At 43.5% G+C, this 16,813-nt stretch carries 19 protein-coding genes; 7 read left to right on the top strand and 12 right to left on the bottom strand.

Annotated elements, in window-relative coordinates:
- Window positions 1–92: 92 nt before the first annotated feature.
- From BK582_RS24480 to BK582_RS24505, 6 genes are all read right to left on the bottom strand, one after another.
- Window positions 93–1,973, bottom strand: coding sequence for a PTS fructose transporter subunit IIABC (locus BK582_RS24480; protein ID WP_078597540.1), 1,881 nt, complete (start codon window positions 1,971–1,973; stop codon window positions 93–95).
- 16 nt (window positions 1,974–1,989) lie between these two features.
- Window positions 1,990–2,901, bottom strand: coding sequence for a 1-phosphofructokinase (gene pfkB / locus BK582_RS24485; protein WP_078597542.1), 912 nt, complete (start codon window positions 2,899–2,901; stop codon window positions 1,990–1,992).
- Window positions 2,898–3,656: a DeoR/GlpR family DNA-binding transcription regulator gene (locus BK582_RS24490; RefSeq protein WP_078597543.1), complete on the bottom strand. Its 759-nt coding sequence runs from the start codon at window positions 3,654–3,656 to the stop codon at window positions 2,898–2,900. The genes pfkB and BK582_RS24490 overlap by 4 nt, the downstream gene beginning before the upstream one ends.
- Window positions 3,657–3,951: 295 nt before the next feature.
- Window positions 3,952–4,710 (bottom strand): SDR family NAD(P)-dependent oxidoreductase, encoded by a 759-nt coding sequence (locus tag BK582_RS24495; protein WP_078597545.1) that lies wholly within the window; start codon window positions 4,708–4,710, stop codon window positions 3,952–3,954.
- Window position 4,711: 1 nt separating this feature from the next.
- The gene (gene mutY / locus BK582_RS24500) at window positions 4,712–5,815 is read right to left on the bottom strand and encodes an A/G-specific adenine glycosylase (protein WP_078597547.1); all 1,104 of its coding nucleotides are present in this window, start codon (window positions 5,813–5,815) and stop codon (window positions 4,712–4,714) included.
- A 35-nt stretch (window positions 5,816–5,850) separates the two neighbouring features.
- Complete coding sequence (locus BK582_RS24505) at window positions 5,851–6,159, bottom strand: hypothetical protein (protein ID WP_078597549.1); 309 nt, start codon at window positions 6,157–6,159, stop codon at window positions 5,851–5,853.
- Between the two features lie 304 nt (window positions 6,160–6,463).
- Between BK582_RS24505 and BK582_RS24510 the strand changes: the two genes are divergently transcribed.
- Complete coding sequence (locus BK582_RS24510; protein WP_078597551.1) at window positions 6,464–7,444, top strand: metal-dependent hydrolase; 981 nt, start codon at window positions 6,464–6,466, stop codon at window positions 7,442–7,444.
- A gap of 1,468 nt (window positions 7,445–8,912) precedes the next feature.
- Here the strand turns inward: BK582_RS24510 and BK582_RS24515 are convergent.
- Window positions 8,913–9,179: a YfhJ family protein gene (locus BK582_RS24515; RefSeq protein ID WP_078597553.1), complete on the bottom strand. Its 267-nt coding sequence runs from the start codon at window positions 9,177–9,179 to the stop codon at window positions 8,913–8,915.
- A gap of 92 nt (window positions 9,180–9,271) precedes the next feature.
- Between BK582_RS24515 and sspK the strand changes: the two genes are divergently transcribed.
- On the top strand, window positions 9,272–9,445 hold the full coding sequence (gene sspK / locus BK582_RS24520; protein WP_078597555.1) for a small, acid-soluble spore protein K: 174 nt from the start codon (window positions 9,272–9,274) through the stop codon (window positions 9,443–9,445).
- A 51-nt stretch (window positions 9,446–9,496) separates the two neighbouring features.
- A complete protein-coding gene (locus tag BK582_RS24525; protein ID WP_078597557.1) occupies window positions 9,497–9,658 on the top strand; it encodes a YpzG family protein in 162 nt (53 codons plus the stop codon).
- A 133-nt stretch (window positions 9,659–9,791) separates the two neighbouring features.
- Here the strand turns inward: BK582_RS24525 and BK582_RS24530 are convergent, their stop codons facing one another.
- Window positions 9,792–10,106, bottom strand: coding sequence for a YfhH family protein (locus tag BK582_RS24530; protein WP_078597559.1), 315 nt, complete (start codon window positions 10,104–10,106; stop codon window positions 9,792–9,794).
- A gap of 108 nt (window positions 10,107–10,214) precedes the next feature.
- Window positions 10,215–11,027, bottom strand: a complete 813-nt coding sequence (gene recX, locus BK582_RS24535) for a recombination regulator RecX (RefSeq protein WP_078597561.1) — start codon at window positions 11,025–11,027, stop codon at window positions 10,215–10,217.
- A 135-nt stretch (window positions 11,028–11,162) separates the two neighbouring features.
- On the opposite strand from recX, the gene BK582_RS24540 reads away from it, so the two are divergent.
- From BK582_RS24540 to BK582_RS24555, 4 genes are all read left to right on the top strand, one after another.
- Window positions 11,163–12,086 carry a TIGR01777 family oxidoreductase gene (locus tag BK582_RS24540; RefSeq protein WP_078597563.1) on the top strand — a complete coding sequence of 308 codons (924 nt, stop codon included), beginning with the start codon at window positions 11,163–11,165 and terminating at the stop codon, window positions 12,084–12,086.
- Window positions 12,087–12,149: 63 nt separating this feature from the next.
- Window positions 12,150–12,275 carry a YfhE family protein gene (locus tag BK582_RS24545; protein ID WP_078597565.1) on the top strand — a complete coding sequence of 42 codons (126 nt, stop codon included), beginning with the start codon at window positions 12,150–12,152 and terminating at the stop codon, window positions 12,273–12,275.
- Between the two features lie 77 nt (window positions 12,276–12,352).
- Window positions 12,353–12,514, top strand: coding sequence for a YfhD family protein (locus tag BK582_RS24550; protein ID WP_236939256.1), 162 nt, complete (start codon window positions 12,353–12,355; stop codon window positions 12,512–12,514).
- Window positions 12,515–12,865: 351 nt separating this feature from the next.
- Window positions 12,866–13,738: a hypothetical protein gene (locus BK582_RS24555; RefSeq protein WP_078597569.1), complete on the top strand. Its 873-nt coding sequence runs from the start codon at window positions 12,866–12,868 to the stop codon at window positions 13,736–13,738.
- A 72-nt stretch (window positions 13,739–13,810) separates the two neighbouring features.
- Here BK582_RS24555 and BK582_RS27420 read toward each other — a convergent pair whose 3' ends face one another.
- The 3 genes from BK582_RS27420 to treC all read right to left on the bottom strand — a co-directional run bounded on the left by BK582_RS27420 (window position 13,811) and on the right by treC (window position 16,587).
- Complete coding sequence (locus BK582_RS27420; RefSeq protein WP_169911250.1) at window positions 13,811–13,954, bottom strand: hypothetical protein; 144 nt, start codon at window positions 13,952–13,954, stop codon at window positions 13,811–13,813.
- A 211-nt stretch (window positions 13,955–14,165) separates the two neighbouring features.
- Window positions 14,166–14,882: a trehalose operon repressor gene (gene treR, locus BK582_RS24560; protein WP_177344672.1), complete on the bottom strand. Its 717-nt coding sequence runs from the start codon at window positions 14,880–14,882 to the stop codon at window positions 14,166–14,168.
- Between the two features lie 22 nt (window positions 14,883–14,904).
- A complete protein-coding gene (gene treC / locus BK582_RS24565) occupies window positions 14,905–16,587 on the bottom strand; it encodes an alpha,alpha-phosphotrehalase (protein WP_078598286.1) in 1,683 nt (560 codons plus the stop codon).
- Window positions 16,588–16,813 lie beyond the last annotated feature (226 nt).

A 16,813-nucleotide genomic window follows, 5' to 3' on the forward strand; every position in this document is an offset into this window, starting at 1 on the left:
CTTTAGCTGATTACCCTGTGATCTACTGTGTACAAGAAACCGGCCAGGCGAACAACGCCTGACCGGTCTCTATCTGATTATATTATATTATTTTATTTTAAAGGCTTTTTCAAAATACCGAGCATAACCGCTGTCACCGCAGCACCAGCGAGTATAGCAAGAATATACAGCGGCCAGTTTTCTACTGCTACAAAAACTACGAACGCACCGCCATGAGGAGCCATCAAAGTGTTGTTGAACAGCATCGCGAGCCCACCTGCAACGGCTGAACCTGCAACAACTGATGGGATCACCCTGGCCGGGTCAGCTGCAGCGAAAGGAATAGCTCCCTCAGTAATAAAAGAAAGTCCCATAACATAGTTTGTTTTTCCTGCTTCAAGTTCCTGTTTATTGAACTTATTTTTAAATAAAGTTGTTGCGAGAGCAATTCCCAGCGGCGGAACCATACCTCCCGCCATTATAGCTGCATGAGGAGCGTAGTTGCCTGCATCGATCATAGCAATACCAAATGTAAAAGCAGCTTTGTTAATCGGCCCACCCATATCTATGGCCATCATAGCACCTAATATTATACCCATTAAAACAATATTTCCAGTTCCCATTCCGGCGAGCCATCCTTCAAGCATTGAATTAAAGGCCTGGACTGGCTCCACAATAAATGTAAGCATAATATAACCGGCAAAGAATATCCCGAACAGAGGGTAAACCAGTATTGTTTTAATACCAGCTAGAGAAGCTGGCATAAAAGTAAATCCTCTTTTAAGGAGTACTACAATATACCCCGCCAGGAACCCGGCAATGATTCCTCCTAAAAATCCAGCATCGCCAGTTGAAGCAATAAGACCCGCTACCATACCTGGAGCCAGACCGGGGCGGTCAGCAATACTCATGGCGATAAATCCTGCAAGCACGGGAATCATCAGTCCGAAGGCGCTTCCGCCTCCGATAATATCTAACGCCTCAGCAAACGGGTGATAATCCGGATGATTAGGGTCTGCAGCATTTATTCCAAAAAAGAACGATAGAGCGATTAGTATCCCGCCACCGACAACGAATGGCAGCATGTTGGAAACACCATTCATTAAATGCTTATAAAATCCTGATTTCTGTTTAGCAGGCGCTTCTTCTCCGCGGCTGCCACCTCCGCCTTCTCCCTGGAAAATTGGAGCGTCACCCTTTACAGCTCTTGTAATCAGCTCTTCGGGACGGCGTATACCATCTGTTACAGGAGCATCGATTAAAAGCTTGCCGGTAAACCGTTCTTTCTCTATCTTTGTATCAGCGGCAATTATAATTGCATCGGCCTTTTCTATGTCCTCAGGTGTAAGCCGGTTTTTAACCCCGTCAGATCCGTTCGTTTCCACTTTAATACTTACACCCATCGCTTTTGCTTTGTCCTTTAATGAATCTGCAGCCATGTAGGTGTGGGCAATACCAGTTGGACAGCCAGTAACAGCAAGGATATATTTCTCATCTGTATCCTGGGGCTTTTCTTCTTCATCCTGATCATCCAGCTTTGTTTTTTCTTTCTCGTCGATAGCAGTAAGAATTTCTTCCTCATTTTCCGCTTTCATTAACACTTCACGAAAATCAGCATCTATAAGAAGCGTAGACAGTCTTGACAGTGTCTGAAGATGCTCATTGTTCGCTCCTTCACTGGCGGCAATCATGAAGAACAAGTGGCTTGGCTGGCCATCAAGCGATTCATAATCCACTCCTGATTTGGATCGGCCAAAAACGATTGCTGGTTCTTTAACAGCACTTGTTTTTGCATGAGGGATAGCTACTCCGTCGCCAATACCGGTTGAGCTCTGCTCCTCCCGCTGTTTTATCGCTTCTATATATTTCTGTTTGTCAGCAAGCTTTCCGGCTCTGTCAAGCTTGTCTGCCAGCTCTTCTATAACCTGATCTTTGCCAGTTGATGCTAATTCCAGGATCATGGTGTTTTTCTGAAGCAAATCAGATATTCTCATATTAATCCCCTTCCCCTTAAAGAGTCGTTATGTTAATTTCATTAATTAGTCTATGGATGCTTTCCTGGTCACAAAAACCATCAGAAAAAGCTGTGGCACTGCCGGCTGCGATACTGTATCTGAAAGCTTCTTCATAATTACTATTGGCAGCATAGGAAGCAATGAACCCTGCAACCACTGAATCTCCTGCTCCAACTGAGTTTTTCACTTGCCCTTCCGGAACATTTCCGAACAATGCCAAATCCTTATTAATAAATAAGGCACCTTCCCCAGCCATAGAGACAATGACGTTCTGTACACCAGCTTCAACTATTTTTCTGCCGTAAGTCACAGCCTTTTCTAAAGTTATTTCGTTGTCCTCAAACAGCTCCCCCAGTTCATGATGGTTTGGTTTTATGAGAAAAGGGGCTGAATGAAGACTTTCTTTAAGAGCCTTCCCACTCGTATCAATAATGACTTTTACATCTTTAGAGCTGAGCTCCTCCAGTAATTCATTGTAAATATCCGGAGAAAGCCCTGCTGGGACACTGCCGGCAAGAACGAGGTAATCATCCTCCTTTAATGCGTGAAGCTTCTGTTTCAGCCGCTCTATATCCTCAGCGCTAATCTCGGGAGACTCGCCGTTTATTTCAGTCTCCTCATTGGATTTTAGCTTTACATTAATTCTCGAATCCCCGTTAACCTTAATAAAATCGGTAAAAACATTTTCTTTCTCGAGTGAATTCTGAATAAATTCTCCTGTAAAACCGCCAACAAAGCCGAGCACTGTACTTTCTTGCGCAAGATTGTTCAGCACCCTGGATATATTGATTCCTTTGCCTCCTGGATTTTTGAATTGTTTTGTTGTCCGGTTTATTTCTCCAAGCTTAAAGTCATTGACTGAAACAATAAAATCAACAGATGGATTTAATGTCACGGTGTAGATCAATTGATGTGCACCACCTTAAGTTCAGTGTATTTTCTGTATTTGTCCTGAAGCTCTTTATCGAGCTTCTCTGAGGTAATAATTTCAGCCTCATTTAAATTCTTAATCTTTGAAAAAGAGACATCCCCGAATTTCGAGTGATCTGCCAGCACATAGGCATTATTAGCTTTGTCAATCGCTGTACTTTTAATCAGAGCTTCTTCGGGATCAGGAGTTGTGAATCCGCTTTCGGTATCCGCGCCGTTTGCTCCAATGAATGCTTTGTCAAACTGATAGGAATTAAGGCTTTCAACAGCTCCCCTCCCGATTAAAGCATGAGTTCCTGCTTTAACGTACCCTCCGAGAAGGTAAGTTTTTATTCCGTTATCGAGCAAATCCGTAATAATATTCAGACCGTTTGTAACTACCACAATCTCTTTTCCATGAAGATATTCAGCCATTGTCTTGGTAGTAGTTCCAGCATCAATAAATACGGAATCACCCTCCTTAACTAAGGAAGCAGCATATTTACCAATAGTGGACTTTTCTGCGCTGTATTTAGATTGTTTCTCCAGCAGGGATGGTTCCTCAAGCTTTTTTGTTATTAGCGATGCCCCGCCATGCACACGCTTTAAGCGCTTTTGGCTCTCCAATTCAGTAAGATCCCTTCTGATAGTGGATTCGGAGGCTTGTGTTTCCTCAACAAGCTGCTGTATTTTTACAATCTGGTTTTCTTTGAGCAAGGATAAAATAAGTTCCTGCCTTTCAAAAGTAAGCATAACTATTACCCCTCATTTTGTTTATAGGCTCATTATAATTAAACCGCTTTCAAAAATCAATCACTTTCAATCAAAAACACTTAATATCGTTCAAAAGTAGTCACCTTTCCGTCATGATTCTAAGTCATAGTTTCGTAGATACTCATACTAGTTGTTTTTTCATATTAAAAAAGCTTGAGGTTCTTTGGAGGCCTCAAGCTTTTTGTATTAATGTGTAAATATTTTAGTCCTGTTGTTGCTGCATTTCCCGCAGTTACCAGACCTATCTGAAACATTCCAACAGTCCTATATACTGCTAAAAATTTGATTTAGACTGGCCGCCATCCACATTCAAAGTGGCGCCGACAACCCAGCTTGCCTTTTCTGATGCGAGGAAAACAGCTGCATTCGCAACTTCTTCCACTGTTCCAAACCGGCCTGCTGGAATTTGTTCTTCAACAAATTTATTAATTTTTTCCGGATTTTCATCCAGGCGTTTTTGCCAGTTTCCGCTCGGGTGGAGAATAGACCCTGGTGCTACTCCGTTAACACGGATCCCGTCTTTGATCACTTCGTCAGCAAGGGACTTCGTAAAACTGATCATCGCCGCTTTAGCACTGTTGTACGTTGGCTTACCTCCGGACTCCCTGCCAAAAACAGAAGAAATGTTAACGATAGAACCTGTTCCTTTATTTTTCATGACAGGAACAGCAAGCTGGCTGAAATGCACAGCAGAGAAATAGTTAAGAGACATGGCAGCTTCGAAATCTTCCAGCGGTGTTTCCATTGTGCTGCTCCCACTGCTTCCGCCAACATTGTTTATAAGTATATCGATGTCTCCCACTTTGTTCGAGAACTCTTTAAATGCTTTTTCCCTCTCCTGTTTATCGGTGAGATCCGCCTGGATAATTTCAGCTTCAGGCATCTCTTCCTTTGCTGACTTCAATCCTTCCAGTCCTCTGGCAACAATACCGACATTCGCTCCTTCGTCTAAAAATGCTTTTGCAATCCCTTTGCCGATACCTTTTGAGCCACCGGTTATAAGAACGTTTTTACCTGATAAGTTTAGGTCCATCTTATCCCTCCCCTTTCAACGCATAGTCAATTATTTTCTGATGGGAAACAGGAAAAGGATACTTCCTGATCTCTTCTTTTGTAACAAATTTCAGCCTGCTCTCATTAAATTTCTGTTCGTTGGTGAACCCCATCGATTTCCCGAAGTGAACATCAATCTCCCAGATAAGATGGGAAAAAACATGCCTTACTTCAAAACATGAAGCTTGTTCTGTTTCCGTCCGCAGCCCTGCTTTTTTCAGACTCTCAGCAACGGGGTCTTCTGAACTTCCTTCTTCGAGTTCCATGTTAGGAAACTGCCAGAGATTGGCCAGCAGCCCTTTTTCAGGCCTTTTCTCAATAAGCAGCCTGCCCTCTTCATCCTCAATAATTGCAGCTTTCATCTTTTTCATCTTAGGAGGAAGCTTCTTTGCTTTGACAGGAAGCTGTTCCTGCACCCCTTCCTCCCGGGCAAGGCAATGCTGTTGCACAGGGCATAAAAGACATGCCGGCGACCTTGGTGTGCAGATCATCGCACCGAGTTCCATTAACGCCTGGTTGAAATCTGATGGGTTATCTTTAGATATGACTGCAGCGGCAATAGCTTCGAACTTCTTTCGTGCTGAACTCTTAGTAATGTCATCGCCAATTAAAAACAGCCTTGATAATACACGCATGACATTTCCATCTACGGCTGGTTCCGGTTTATTATATGCGATGCTGAGAATAGCTCCGGCAGTATAAGGCCCGACACCTCGCAGTTTATGTACTTCTTCTTTTGTGTCAGGCACTTTGCCTCCGTACTGTTCTTTAACCTCTTTTATCGCCTGATGCAGATTCCGGGCCCTTGAGTAATACCCAAGCCCTTCCCAGGCTTTTAGCACCGTTTCTTCTTCCGCTTCTGCAAGTGCTTCCGCTGTAGGAAACAAAGCCATGAATTTTTCATAATAAGGAATTACTGTATCTACTTTCGTCTGCTGCAGCATTATTTCAGATACCCAGATTCTGTATGGGTCACGCTCCCGTCTCCACGGCAGGTCACGTTTGTTTTCCTGATACCACTGAAGCAGGTCATTCCCGAATCCGGAAACATCCCAGTCTTTCAGCTCTTCTGTTTCTGTTTTCATATTGTTTCTCCTCATTTTTAAGTATTGCTGATAATTCAGGTTTTCTGGATAAAAGCCCAGCAGTGAACCTTTTTACACCCGCCTTCGATAAAAGGGTCCAGTTTTCCAAACAGGGGATGGGCTTTATCCTGTCTGTATTTTTTTATCGTATCGTAATGAGACATTGTTGGCAGCTTAAACATTTCCACGTACAGATTGCCCTGGTCAGCTGCTTCATACCAATCCACCTGGGAAGCCCCGAATTTCTCCAAACCTGCCAAAACATCTTCCATCGTTTTTTCATATTCTTTTATTGAGTCTTCCTTCACCTTATATTCCAAAAAAATCTGTACGGCTCTTGTCATGATACATTCTCCTTTTGAAAAAAGCTGTTATCGGGTAATAATAGAATTACCTGGTTAAATCCTTTAACATAGAGCTTACGAAAATAATTTCATAAGGGCAGTATCCCGGCTTCAGCAGGAAGCTTTAGGTTACTGCAGTTATAGGGGCAGATTCGCCGGCAAAAATAAAAAATCCACTAAAAGTTAACAGAGTTGTTGTTTTAACTAATGAAATCTTTAAGCAAAAAATATATCATTAAAGAAAATCGTTACAGATTGTATTGTATCAGGAAATCACTATCCTATCATCAAGGAGGGGGAAGCAATGGATACGGGTACCCATGTAGTTATGGGGATTGCAATAGGCGGATTAGCCACATTAGATCCAGTCGTCACAAGCAGCCCTGCAATGGCCCAGGCAGTGATGGTAGGAGCAATAATCGGATCTCAGGCCCCGGATTTTGATACGGTGTTAAAGCTGAAGAATAATGCCGTCTATATCAGAAACCACAGAGGCGTTACACACTCTGTGCCTTTCTGGTTTATCTGGCCGACCCTTATAACACTTGGTCTGGGATTAATGATGCCTGAGATTAATTTGCTCCATCTCTGGCTATGGACATTTCTGGCTGTTTTCATACACGTGTTTGTAGACATATTTAATGCATATGGGACCAAAGCGCTGGCTCCCTTCCATAAAAAATGGATGGCACTTGGCGTGATCAACATTTTTGACCCGTTTATTTTTGTGACTCACATAGTCGGGATCATTATCTGGCGCTTTGGTGCAGATCCTGGCTGGACATTCCTGCTCATGTATATATTCCTTGCAGGCTACTATGTCTGGAGAGTACGAACCCAGCGAAAAGTCTATCATGAACTGAAAAGCAGGCATCCTGATTCCACCCACATATTTATTTCGCCAACATTCCGCTGGCACCAGTGGCATGTGGTGATCAGAACTGGGGAAAAAATGCATGTAGCACAAGTGAAAGACATGCAGATAAAGTATTTCGAAACTTATTCATTTGATCCAATTCCAGACCACAAAATCATTAATGCGGCAAGAAAGGATCCTAATTTAAGTGCTTTCTTATCCTTCTCTCCAGCTTACCGCTGGGAAGTTACTAAAGAGCCGCATGGTTACAGTGTGAAGTTTACAGATTTAAGATATCGCAGTAAAGGACATTATCCTTTTATCGCAATCGTCCGCCTGAATGAAGATCTTGAAACTCTTTCGTCCTATACTGGATGGATTTATAATAACGAGACACTGGAGCGAAAACTGGAAGTGGCTTTTGATTAAATGAAAAAAGTATGGTAAATAAGTTTTTTTGGGAGACCGGGCGATTGATTGCCTGGTCTTTTTTATGTTTGCTGGGGTTGGAGCATAGGCCAGGCGGGCGGGCGTCTTGCATGACCGCTTGGTGTGTTTTTTAGGATAAGCGGGCATGCGAGACCTTCTTGCATGACCGCTCGCACTGTTTTTTCGGTCAAGCGGGCATGCGAGACCTTCTTGCATGACCGCTCGCACTGTTTTTTCGGTCAAGCGGGCACGCGAGACACTCTTGCATGACCGCTCGCTTCACTTCTTCGGCCAAGCGGGCATGCGCGACCTTCTTGCATGACCGCTCGCGCTGTGGTTTCGGTCAAGCGGGGACGGGAGGCAGTCTTGCATGACCGCTCGCTCTGTTTTTTCGGTCAAGCGGGCATGCGAGACCTTCTTGCATGACCGCTCGCACTGTTTTTTCGGTCAAGCGGGCACGCGAGACACTCTTGCATGACCGCTCGCTTCACTTTTTCGGTCAAGCGGGCATGCGAGACCTTCTTGCATGACCGCTCACTGTATTTTTCTGGTCAAGCGGGCACGCGAGACCTTCTTGTATGACCGCTCACTGCATTTTTCTGGTCAAGCGGGCACGCGAGACCTTCTTACATGACCGCTCACTGCATTTTTCTGGTCAAGCGGGCATGCGAGACCTTCTTGCATGACCGCTCGCACTGTTTTTTCGGTCAAGCGGGCACGCGAGACACTCTTGCATGACCGCTCGCTTCACTTTTTCGGCCAAGCGGGCACGCGAGACACTCTTGCATGACCGCTCGCTTCACTTTTTCGGCCAAGCGGGCATGCGAGACCACCTTGCATGACCGCTCACTGTATTTTTCTGGTCAAGCGGGCATGCGAGACCTTCTTGCATGACCGCTCGCACTGTTTTTTCGGTCAAGCGGGCACGCGAGACACTCTTGCATGACCGCTCGCTTCACTTTTTCGGTCAAGCGGGCATGCGAGACCTTCTTGCATGACCGCTCGCACTGTTTTTTCGGTCAAGCGGGCACGCGAGACACTCTTGCATGACCGCTCGCTGTATTTTTCCGGTCAAGCGGGCATGCAAGACCTTCTTGCATGACCGCTCGCTTCACTTTTTCGGTCAAGCGGGCACGCGAGACTTTCTTGCATGACCGCTCACTGCATTTTTCTGGTCAAGCGGGCATGCGAGACCTTCTTGCATGACCGCTCGCACTGTTTTTTCGGTCAAGCGGGCATGCGAGACCTTCTTGCATGACCGCTCGCTTCACTTTTTCGGTCAAGCGGGCATGCGAGACCTTCTTGCATGACCGCTCGCTTCACTTCTTCGGCCAAGCGGGCACGCGAGATCCTCTACTATCACCCCTCACACAAGTTTTCCCGCCATTCCAGTACCCGAGATCCTATAGCTATACTCGTGTGAAAAACTATAAAAAAAGGCATGGGCCTCAACGGCTCACACCTTTGTTTAGTGATAAAAATTCTTTTTGTCAAACCATTCCCGGTATTTCGGATTTTCATTCACCAGCTCGTGAAGCCTTGGGCCGTAATGGTCAATCCACTGAGTCAGCACTTTCTCGGTCATTTCTTTTCCTTTATATTTTCTGCCGGCTTTGGCGTATGTGGTTTCAAAGTCTTCCCAGAGCAGTTCCACCCAGGTTCGCGCCTCCGAATAAGACATTTGGTTATTTTGTTCTAAAAGCCTTGTTGTAAGCCGTTCAAAATAATCATTCATCCCCTGCACCTCCCTTTTGTTAGTAATTACAATTTATTATTTGCACCATTATGCACACACTAATTCTGCCCCAGGAAAAGGAGGTATGTCACTTGCGGAATAAAGCTAAAGGATTTCCCAACCGTATGTCGCTTGATGGTGAGCCGCGGGCAAAGCCAGCTTATGCCTCAAAACGGGCCGACGGAACAATTAATACCCGGCCAGCCGAAAGAATGCAGGCTTCCACTGAACAAAGAGACAACCATGACGAACGGGCTGATCAGTAGTAAAATCCTTGTTGCCCCCGAACCTAAACAGGCTAAGGAGGTTTTCTGATAATGAGCAGACAGAACACCCCCCAATCAGGGAAAGAGGGATATATGAGTCCTTTTCAGTCTCCACGGGCTAATCCTAAGCACGCCTTTCACCAGGTAAACGGTGAGACGGAACAGTCGCTGCATAACAGAGTTCTTGAAGTGCAGACGCGCAAGCGGTCATAAACCTGACACAACAGCGGGCAAGGCAAGGAAACAGCTATTGTTGTTCAGCCGCCGGATTATTGTGTGCTTTTCTATGTGCCATACCTGCACAAAGGGAAGAGAAGCCCTCTCTGGCGGCATCATCCTTGCCGTTTTATAGTTTATGTCCCAGCAACGAAATAGGCAGCGCTTCTTCTTTGCCCGACCCATTTCGGCTGCCCCAGGCAAATACTCCTTTTTTGTAGGAGATCGTAAATTTGTCTCCCTCACCGTCAATAATCTCATATGTTTCCCCTGCTATAAATTCGGAAGGGTCCATCATATATGCTTTAGCCATAGCCATTTTTCGTTCGTGGACGGCATACTCGTTTACCATTCCCATCTGCTCGGCCTTCTGGGCTTTCACTTTTAAATCGGCTATTTCATTTCTTAGTTCTTCTTCTGTCATCTCACTGTATTTTTTGTCCATGTTGTTTAACTCCCTCTGGTCATAAAACCTAAAGCTTATAATCCTATTATAAATAATTAACAGGAAAGTTTAAAGAAACCAGACTGGCCGGGGAAACCATACATTCCCCTACTCTTCTTTTTGCTGCAGCCATTTGTCTATCAGCTCCATACTAAAGCCCCTGCCGTACAGAAATTGTTTTATCCTCTGATCTTTTTCCCAGCCGTCTTCATATTTGCTGTATTTTTTTTCAGCCTTCGCTCCCTGTTTCAGGAGAGATTCCCATTCCTCATTTGCGGTTGCGCCTGTATCGCTTTCAGCAAGCGCTTGTTTAGCTGTTTCACTGGTAAAACCACGCTGGATAAGAAATTGCATGAGTTTTTGCTGCTTTTTACGGGCTCCCTCCGAACTGTAACTGGACTGTTTCTTTTCCGCTGCTGCTATTGCATTATCAAGCTGTTCTTCAGGGGGATACTGAAGCATTGCTTTACCAATATGCTTTTGGGAAATACCTTTCTGGTAAAGTTCCTGTTCAATAAGAAGAGGCCCTTTTTTCTGGGAATTTTTTTTCGTTCTTACGAAAGCTTCCGCAAACGCTAAATCATCAAGAAAGTTTAAGTCCCGCAGCCGTTCCATGAGCTGCTCTGCGTCATCCCGCTCCACTTCCTGCTCCCGCAAATACTGTAAAATCTCTTTTTCAGATCTCATGCGATAGGATAGAAAATTTAAGGTTTTCTGGAATGCCTTATCAAGAACATCCTCTTCCTTAATTTTATTTATATCGGCTTCAGAAATATCCATTCCTTTGTTCAGGCTATGTTTTATGAAAAGATCCTCTGATACTGTAAAACCATATTCTTCTTTGCCATTCTCTTTTGATAAATAAATATGAAAACGGTCTTTTCTTTTCTTAGCTACTGTAATTCTCGATATTTTCGGCATGCTGTTTCACCTCTAGAATAATACTAGCAGAATTTCAAAATTAATTCGTGTCTGAGAAAAACCATGCTGAATGTTTGTTATATTATTTATAAAGGGAAAGGAATAAACAATATACAAAAACTGGAGGAATGTAAGATGAAAATAGCTGTTGCAGGAGGGGCTGGCTTCATCGGCCGGGCGCTGACGGAAAAGCTCACAGAACAAGGGCATGAATTATACATATTAACAAGAACCCTCGATAACAAGCCCTCAAAAGAGCATGTTACTTATGTTGAATGGTTAGGCCCGAACTCGTCCCCCGAAAAATCATTATCCGAGATTGATGCTTTTATAAATCTTGCCGGAGAAAGCCTGAACAGCCGCTGGACCGATAAAAAGAAAGGTGAAATATTAAACAGCAGAGTGGAGTCAACAAAGGAAATTGTTCGGATTATCGAGGCAATGGATACGAAGCCGCAAGTATACATCAACGCTTCAGCAACAGGCTATTACGGCACTTCTTACCATCATACTTTTACAGAAACATCTCCCCTCAGCGGTGATGACTTTCTCTCTGCTGTGGTGAAAAAATGGGAGCAGGAAGCTTCAGCGGCTATGCCGATGACCCGGGTTGTTTATTCCCGTTTTGGAATGGTGCTTGACAGTAATGATGGTGCCCTCCATAGGATGCTCCTTCCTTTTAAGCTTTTTGCCGGTGGCAGACTGGGTACAGGAGAGCAATGGATTTCCTGGATACATATTGAAGATGCAGCCAGAGCGCTGATTTATTGTCTGGAAACCCCGGCAATAAGCGGTCCGGTTAACTTTACTGCACCTCAGCCAGTTTTAATGGAGGAGTTCGGCCGGACAGCAGCCGATATTCTGAAGCGTCCATATTTTTTCCCGGTGCCTTCCAATTTACTGGAGCTTGCGCTCGGAGAAATGGCCGTTTTAGTTACCCAGGGACAAAAAGCAGTCCCTGCAAAATTGTTAGAGAATGATTTTAAGTTTTTATATCCTGAACTAAGGCCAGCCCTGGAAAATTTGCTAAATACTTCCCCAGTTTCCGTAAAAAAATAAGTGTATACATTTTTTGCCTGAAGGTCATGCTAAAACTGACTAAAGATAGATGAGGTGAAAAATGTGGACAGTAAAAAACGCAAAGGTAAAGATGAACGGAGAGTTTTAAACAAAACCCAGGAAGTACTATACCAGTCTGAGTTCAGAGCAGCTGACAGAGCATTTCGCCGTTCAAAAGACAGTATATAACAGCTGTTTTTCTGACGTTCTGAAGCAGTATCCGGGAAATATACAAATATCTGCAGATGGAAGGATGGACGAAGGTAATGGCAAAAGACAAAAAAGAGAATACAAATTCAAATTATATTCCTGATGTTCCTGTTGATGAGCAAGTTGAATTTTCTGATGAGCTGGCAGATGCAGAAGACCGCGAAGCAATGGCACGGGCAAAGGCTGCCAGCCAAAGAGTTAATACGGACAACATTTAGTCAGCTATATACATTTCCTGTCATGTTTTTTATCATGCCCGGTACGATAGTGCCGGGCATTTTTTACTGAAAGTGCAAATCACACCTGGAAATGGGGTCTCCCATTGGCTTATTGGCTGAAAGAAGGGTATGATAGAGACAGAAGTATAAGTTTCTTTCACACTCTGCACGAAACAGCCATAAGAAAATCTCATTTTTGCCGCAGTTGCTTGCATACTTATCCCCTTTTACATGTCAAGACTCATACTTACCATCATTGTCCCATGCACAGTTTACCTGAGGATTCGTCTACTATACTATCCCAGATTGTCCGCAAAATATTTTATTTTTGAAAGGATTGGTGAAGTAATTATGAGTTACCTTCCTCCCAGTTTCCTTGGGAAAAAAGTTTTTTTAGATGGCCCGGATCAGCGATTTTATGTTGTTAAATATGAAGAACGCCAGGGAAAGGATAAGTCGAACGTACTTCTTTTCGACCAGGAAGCTCCCGTGATTTTCGCTGTAATTGCTAACGACGGAAAATTTCTCGACTCGTTTTATTTATCTAATAAAACTACGAAAGATGCACTTGCAGCATTAGAGCGTTTCAAAAAAATAACAGAACGGAAGAAAAACCAGAAAGTCACACAGGAAGATTTAAGAGACGCTTTAAAGCCGGAAAAAGAAGCGAAGATGAAAAATAAAAACATTCTTAAACATCTGGTGGATGAGCATCTTGAAGATATTAAAAATTTGTGGCCCTCACGTCTCCTTACTCTTCAGAATACAGATGGCAAATCAGAGGATTCCTTAATTCTCACAGCATTGGAGAATGCCCTGGAAAAGGCAAACGGAGCTAAAGCACTTCAATTTCTGATTCAGCACAGGTATGATTCTTTTATCCCGAAGCTCGGCATGCACGTAGATACATGCCCGCAGCTCGTAAAAGAAGTATCAGACTATTACTTATCTGACAACCAGACAGACATCGTGGAAAAGTTCCTTTTTGAAGCTGCTAAAAACGTACCTGTCCATAACGATGAAATAATTGAAGACATCCTTAACACAGCCAGAAGAATAGACCATATTTATTACTCCAGCGTCCTTCGCCATGTACTGAGCAGGCTGTTTAAACGGGTGAAAGAACAAACAGGTGAATCCCCGAAGGACTGGCTTAAAGATACTATTCATGATGAAAAACTTAAGCGGTCCATAATAATGAGCCTGAAGAAAAAGACAGGCTGATAAATAAAAGCGTAAGCGCTTTGATCACGAGCGACACTCTTTACCTGCGACGAGTAACCGCAGGAGCACTCTTTACATGGACCGAGTAATCGCAGGTCCAAGCACCGGAAGGACATTGACATAAGCCGCTCTTTGGCTTCTGAAAAGGCCTGAAGTGACCTCGTTAGCTGTCTCTTCCTCTTCCAGTAATACTTCGAGGCTTATCCGTAGAGACAACTCGAAGCATACTCGTGATGTAAACGCTCGTCGCTGGAGCTGGATAATTTTCGTGGAAAGTTACACTTTCATCCTTGTTGAGTAAAAACGCAGGCCTTTCCTTTTTCGGAAAGCCTGCGTTTTCAGGTGATCCGCCAGGTTAATCGTTGTCTGGCTGTTATTTTATCCCGGTGCAACCGTCCGTAAAACTCTCACTGATTAAAGTTTCACTTTATCTTCTCGTTCTTCTGGCAAAATCAACGAATCTGAATTTATCGGGGCGGTGTCGCGACTCTGTATACTGAAACGCACTTGCATCCTCGAGATAAACATAGTTTCTGACCACCACGATATTTGAATGGCCTTCCAAATGAAGAAGCCTTCTGTCTTCCTCGTTTGGTTCCTCGACGACTATTTCTTTTTTTGCAAAACTGATCGTAAGACCCAGTTCAGATTCAATATATTCATATATTGAATTTGCACAGATTTCTATAGAAAGTTCCTCTACAACGTCAGTTCTTAGAAAATCTTTATCAAGGATGATCCGTTCTCCATCTATTTCCCTTACCCGATGGACTTCCCAGACCTCGCTGTTCGCTGTAACCTTCAGGGCATCTCTTACGTCATCTGCTGGGAACACCTTCTCAAGTTTTTCAACATGCGTCCTATGACTGTCGCCAAGCTGCTTTGCAAGCTCTTTAAAACTTACTAACCCGGAAATAGGAAAATCAAATTTTCTCGTATCAAGCACGATTGATCCTTTCCCCTGGATCTTCTGGATAAAACCATTCTGTGCAAGCAGATTAAGCGCTTTTCTGATAGTCTCTCGTGACGTTTCATATATTTCCATCAGTTCATGCTCTGACGGAAGCTTAGAATTCGCCCGGTATGCACCAGCTTCAATTTTATTTACGAGCTCATGATATATTTCAATATATTTATTTTTCAATTTCATCACCGAAACTAGTTTATCATGCTTTCCTGAAATGATAAACCAGCGATTCGTAAGGTCTTAAGCGAATATCAGCAGGATGATCCGGAGAGTTCTCATAATTTGATAAGATCAGCTCGCAGTCCAGTCCTTCCGTACTGAAGTTTTCCGGCATCGTGAACTCTGCTTCTCCATCATAAAAATGGTTAATGACCAGCAGTTTTTCCCCATTATATTCCCTCGTATACACAAAGAATTTTTCGTCGTTTTCATAATGGAGCGTGTAATCGCCGAAGGTTATTATATCCAGTTCTTTGCGAAGCTGAATGAGCTTTTGATAATGATAGAAAATGGAGTCATTGTCCTTCAGGGAACCTTCGGCATTTATTGTTGTGTAATTGTCCGCCGGGTTAATCCAGGGAGTGCCAGTAGTAAATCCGGCATTTTCCTCACTGTTCCACTGAACAGGTGTACGTGAGTTGTCACGGGATTTCTGCTTTATAATCTCCATAATTTCCCGCTCGGCCATCCCTTGTTCTTTCATTTCATTATAAATGTTCAGCGTTTCCACATCACGATATTCATGAATGGAGTCGAACTTCGGATCTGTCATTCCAAACTCCTCTCCTTGATAAATATAAGGAGTGCCCTGCATCATATGGACAGTCGTGGCGAGCATTTTGGCTGATTCCCGGTGAAATTCTCCGTCATTCCCATACCTGCTTACTACACGGGGCTGGTCATGATTGCACCAGAAAAGCGCATTCCATCCACCGCCTTTATGCATTTCAACCTGCCATTCAGATAGAATTCTTTTCAGCTTTATAAAATCAAAATCAGCTTTCGTCCACTTTTCCCCATTCGCATAGTCAACTTTCAGGTGGTGGAAATTAAAAGTCATGCTCAGTTCGTTACGGTCCGGATGTGTATATTTAATACAATGATCGATTGTAGTCGAGCTCATTTCGCCTACAGTCATTACGTCGTACTTTGAAAAAACGTTTTTGTTCATTTCATTCATAAACTCATGAACTCTTGGACCATCAGTATAAAATTTACGTCCGTCACCTGGTGGCACTGACCCGTCATCATCAGGAAAACTCTGATTTTTTGAAATCAGATTAATAACGTCGAGGCGGAAACCGTCCACCCCTTTGTTAAACCAGTAGTCCATCATTTCATAAACTTCATCACGGACCTTTTCATTCTCCCAGTTTAAATCAGCCTGGGTCACATCAAAAAGGTGCAGATAATACTGGCCGGTGATTTCATCATACTTCCAGGCAGACCCGCCAAATTTGGATTTCCAGTTTGTCGGCTCCTGTCCATCCACAGGGTCTTTCCAGATATAATAATCTCTGTATGGATTATCTTTCGAGGAAGCAGCTTCTTTAAACCATTTATGTTCAGTAGATGTGTGGTTCACCACTATATCCATAATTATCTTTAAATCCCGCTTATGCGCTTCGTCCAGCAGCCGGTCAAAGTCTTCCATAATTCCGTATTCTTCATGAATGCTGTAATAGTCGCTAATATCATACCCGTTGTCGTTTTGAGGTGAGCTGTATACTGGTGTGAGCCAGATTACATCTGTCCCAAGTTCCTTCAGATAATCAAGTTTTTCAATTATTCCCTGGAGATCTCCTACACCGTTACCCATCGTGTCGTTAAAACTCTTAGGATAAATTTGATATACAACAGATCGTCTCCACCATTCATTCATTTTCACTTTGTGACCACCGCCTGTAAAAAAATATTAGATGCTTATAGTAATCGTAGTATATCTTGTATATACAAGTTAGTCAAACATAAAGTTCAACTAACAATAAGTGGGGGTTTTGTTCATCCCCCACTTATTGTTAGTTGAACTAATCGGGATGTTAGCGTCCGTTTTCTCCCGCCTGAACATCTTCGCCTCCACTCCTGTTTTGAGGTAGGAGTCTTGCGGA

Source organism: Evansella clarkii (genome assembly GCF_002019695.1).
In the GTDB taxonomy this organism is placed as follows: Bacteria; Bacillota; Bacilli; order Bacillales; family Salisediminibacteriaceae; genus Evansella; species Evansella clarkii.

Coding starts and splice junctions, on each gene's coding strand:
- BK582_RS24530 (WP_078597559.1), bottom strand. CDS start 10,106: ATGGACAAAAAATACAGTGAGATGACAGAAGAAGAACTAAGAAATGAA.
- BK582_RS24480 (WP_078597540.1), bottom strand. CDS start 1,973: ATGAGAATATCTGATTTGCTTCAGAAAAACACCATGATCCTGGAATTA.
- BK582_RS24515 (WP_078597553.1), bottom strand. CDS start 9,179: ATGAATGATTATTTTGAACGGCTTACAACAAGGCTTTTAGAACAAAAT.
- BK582_RS24505 (WP_078597549.1), bottom strand. CDS start 6,159: ATGACAAGAGCCGTACAGATTTTTTTGGAATATAAGGTGAAGGAAGAC.
- BK582_RS24510 (WP_078597551.1), top strand. CDS start 6,464: ATGGATACGGGTACCCATGTAGTTATGGGGATTGCAATAGGCGGATTA.
- BK582_RS24525 (WP_078597557.1), top strand. CDS start 9,497: ATGAGCAGACAGAACACCCCCCAATCAGGGAAAGAGGGATATATGAGT.
- BK582_RS24540 (WP_078597563.1), top strand. CDS start 11,163: ATGAAAATAGCTGTTGCAGGAGGGGCTGGCTTCATCGGCCGGGCGCTG.
- BK582_RS24550 (WP_236939256.1), top strand. CDS start 12,353: ATGGCAAAAGACAAAAAAGAGAATACAAATTCAAATTATATTCCTGAT.
- treC (WP_078598286.1), bottom strand. CDS start 16,587: ATGAATGAATGGTGGAGACGATCTGTTGTATATCAAATTTATCCTAAG.
- BK582_RS24490 (WP_078597543.1), bottom strand. CDS start 3,656: ATGCTTACTTTTGAAAGGCAGGAACTTATTTTATCCTTGCTCAAAGAA.
- mutY (WP_078597547.1), bottom strand. CDS start 5,815: ATGAAAACAGAAACAGAAGAGCTGAAAGACTGGGATGTTTCCGGATTC.
- BK582_RS24555 (WP_078597569.1), top strand. CDS start 12,866: ATGAGTTACCTTCCTCCCAGTTTCCTTGGGAAAAAAGTTTTTTTAGAT.
- BK582_RS24495 (WP_078597545.1), bottom strand. CDS start 4,710: ATGGACCTAAACTTATCAGGTAAAAACGTTCTTATAACCGGTGGCTCA.
- recX (WP_078597561.1), bottom strand. CDS start 11,027: ATGCCGAAAATATCGAGAATTACAGTAGCTAAGAAAAGAAAAGACCGT.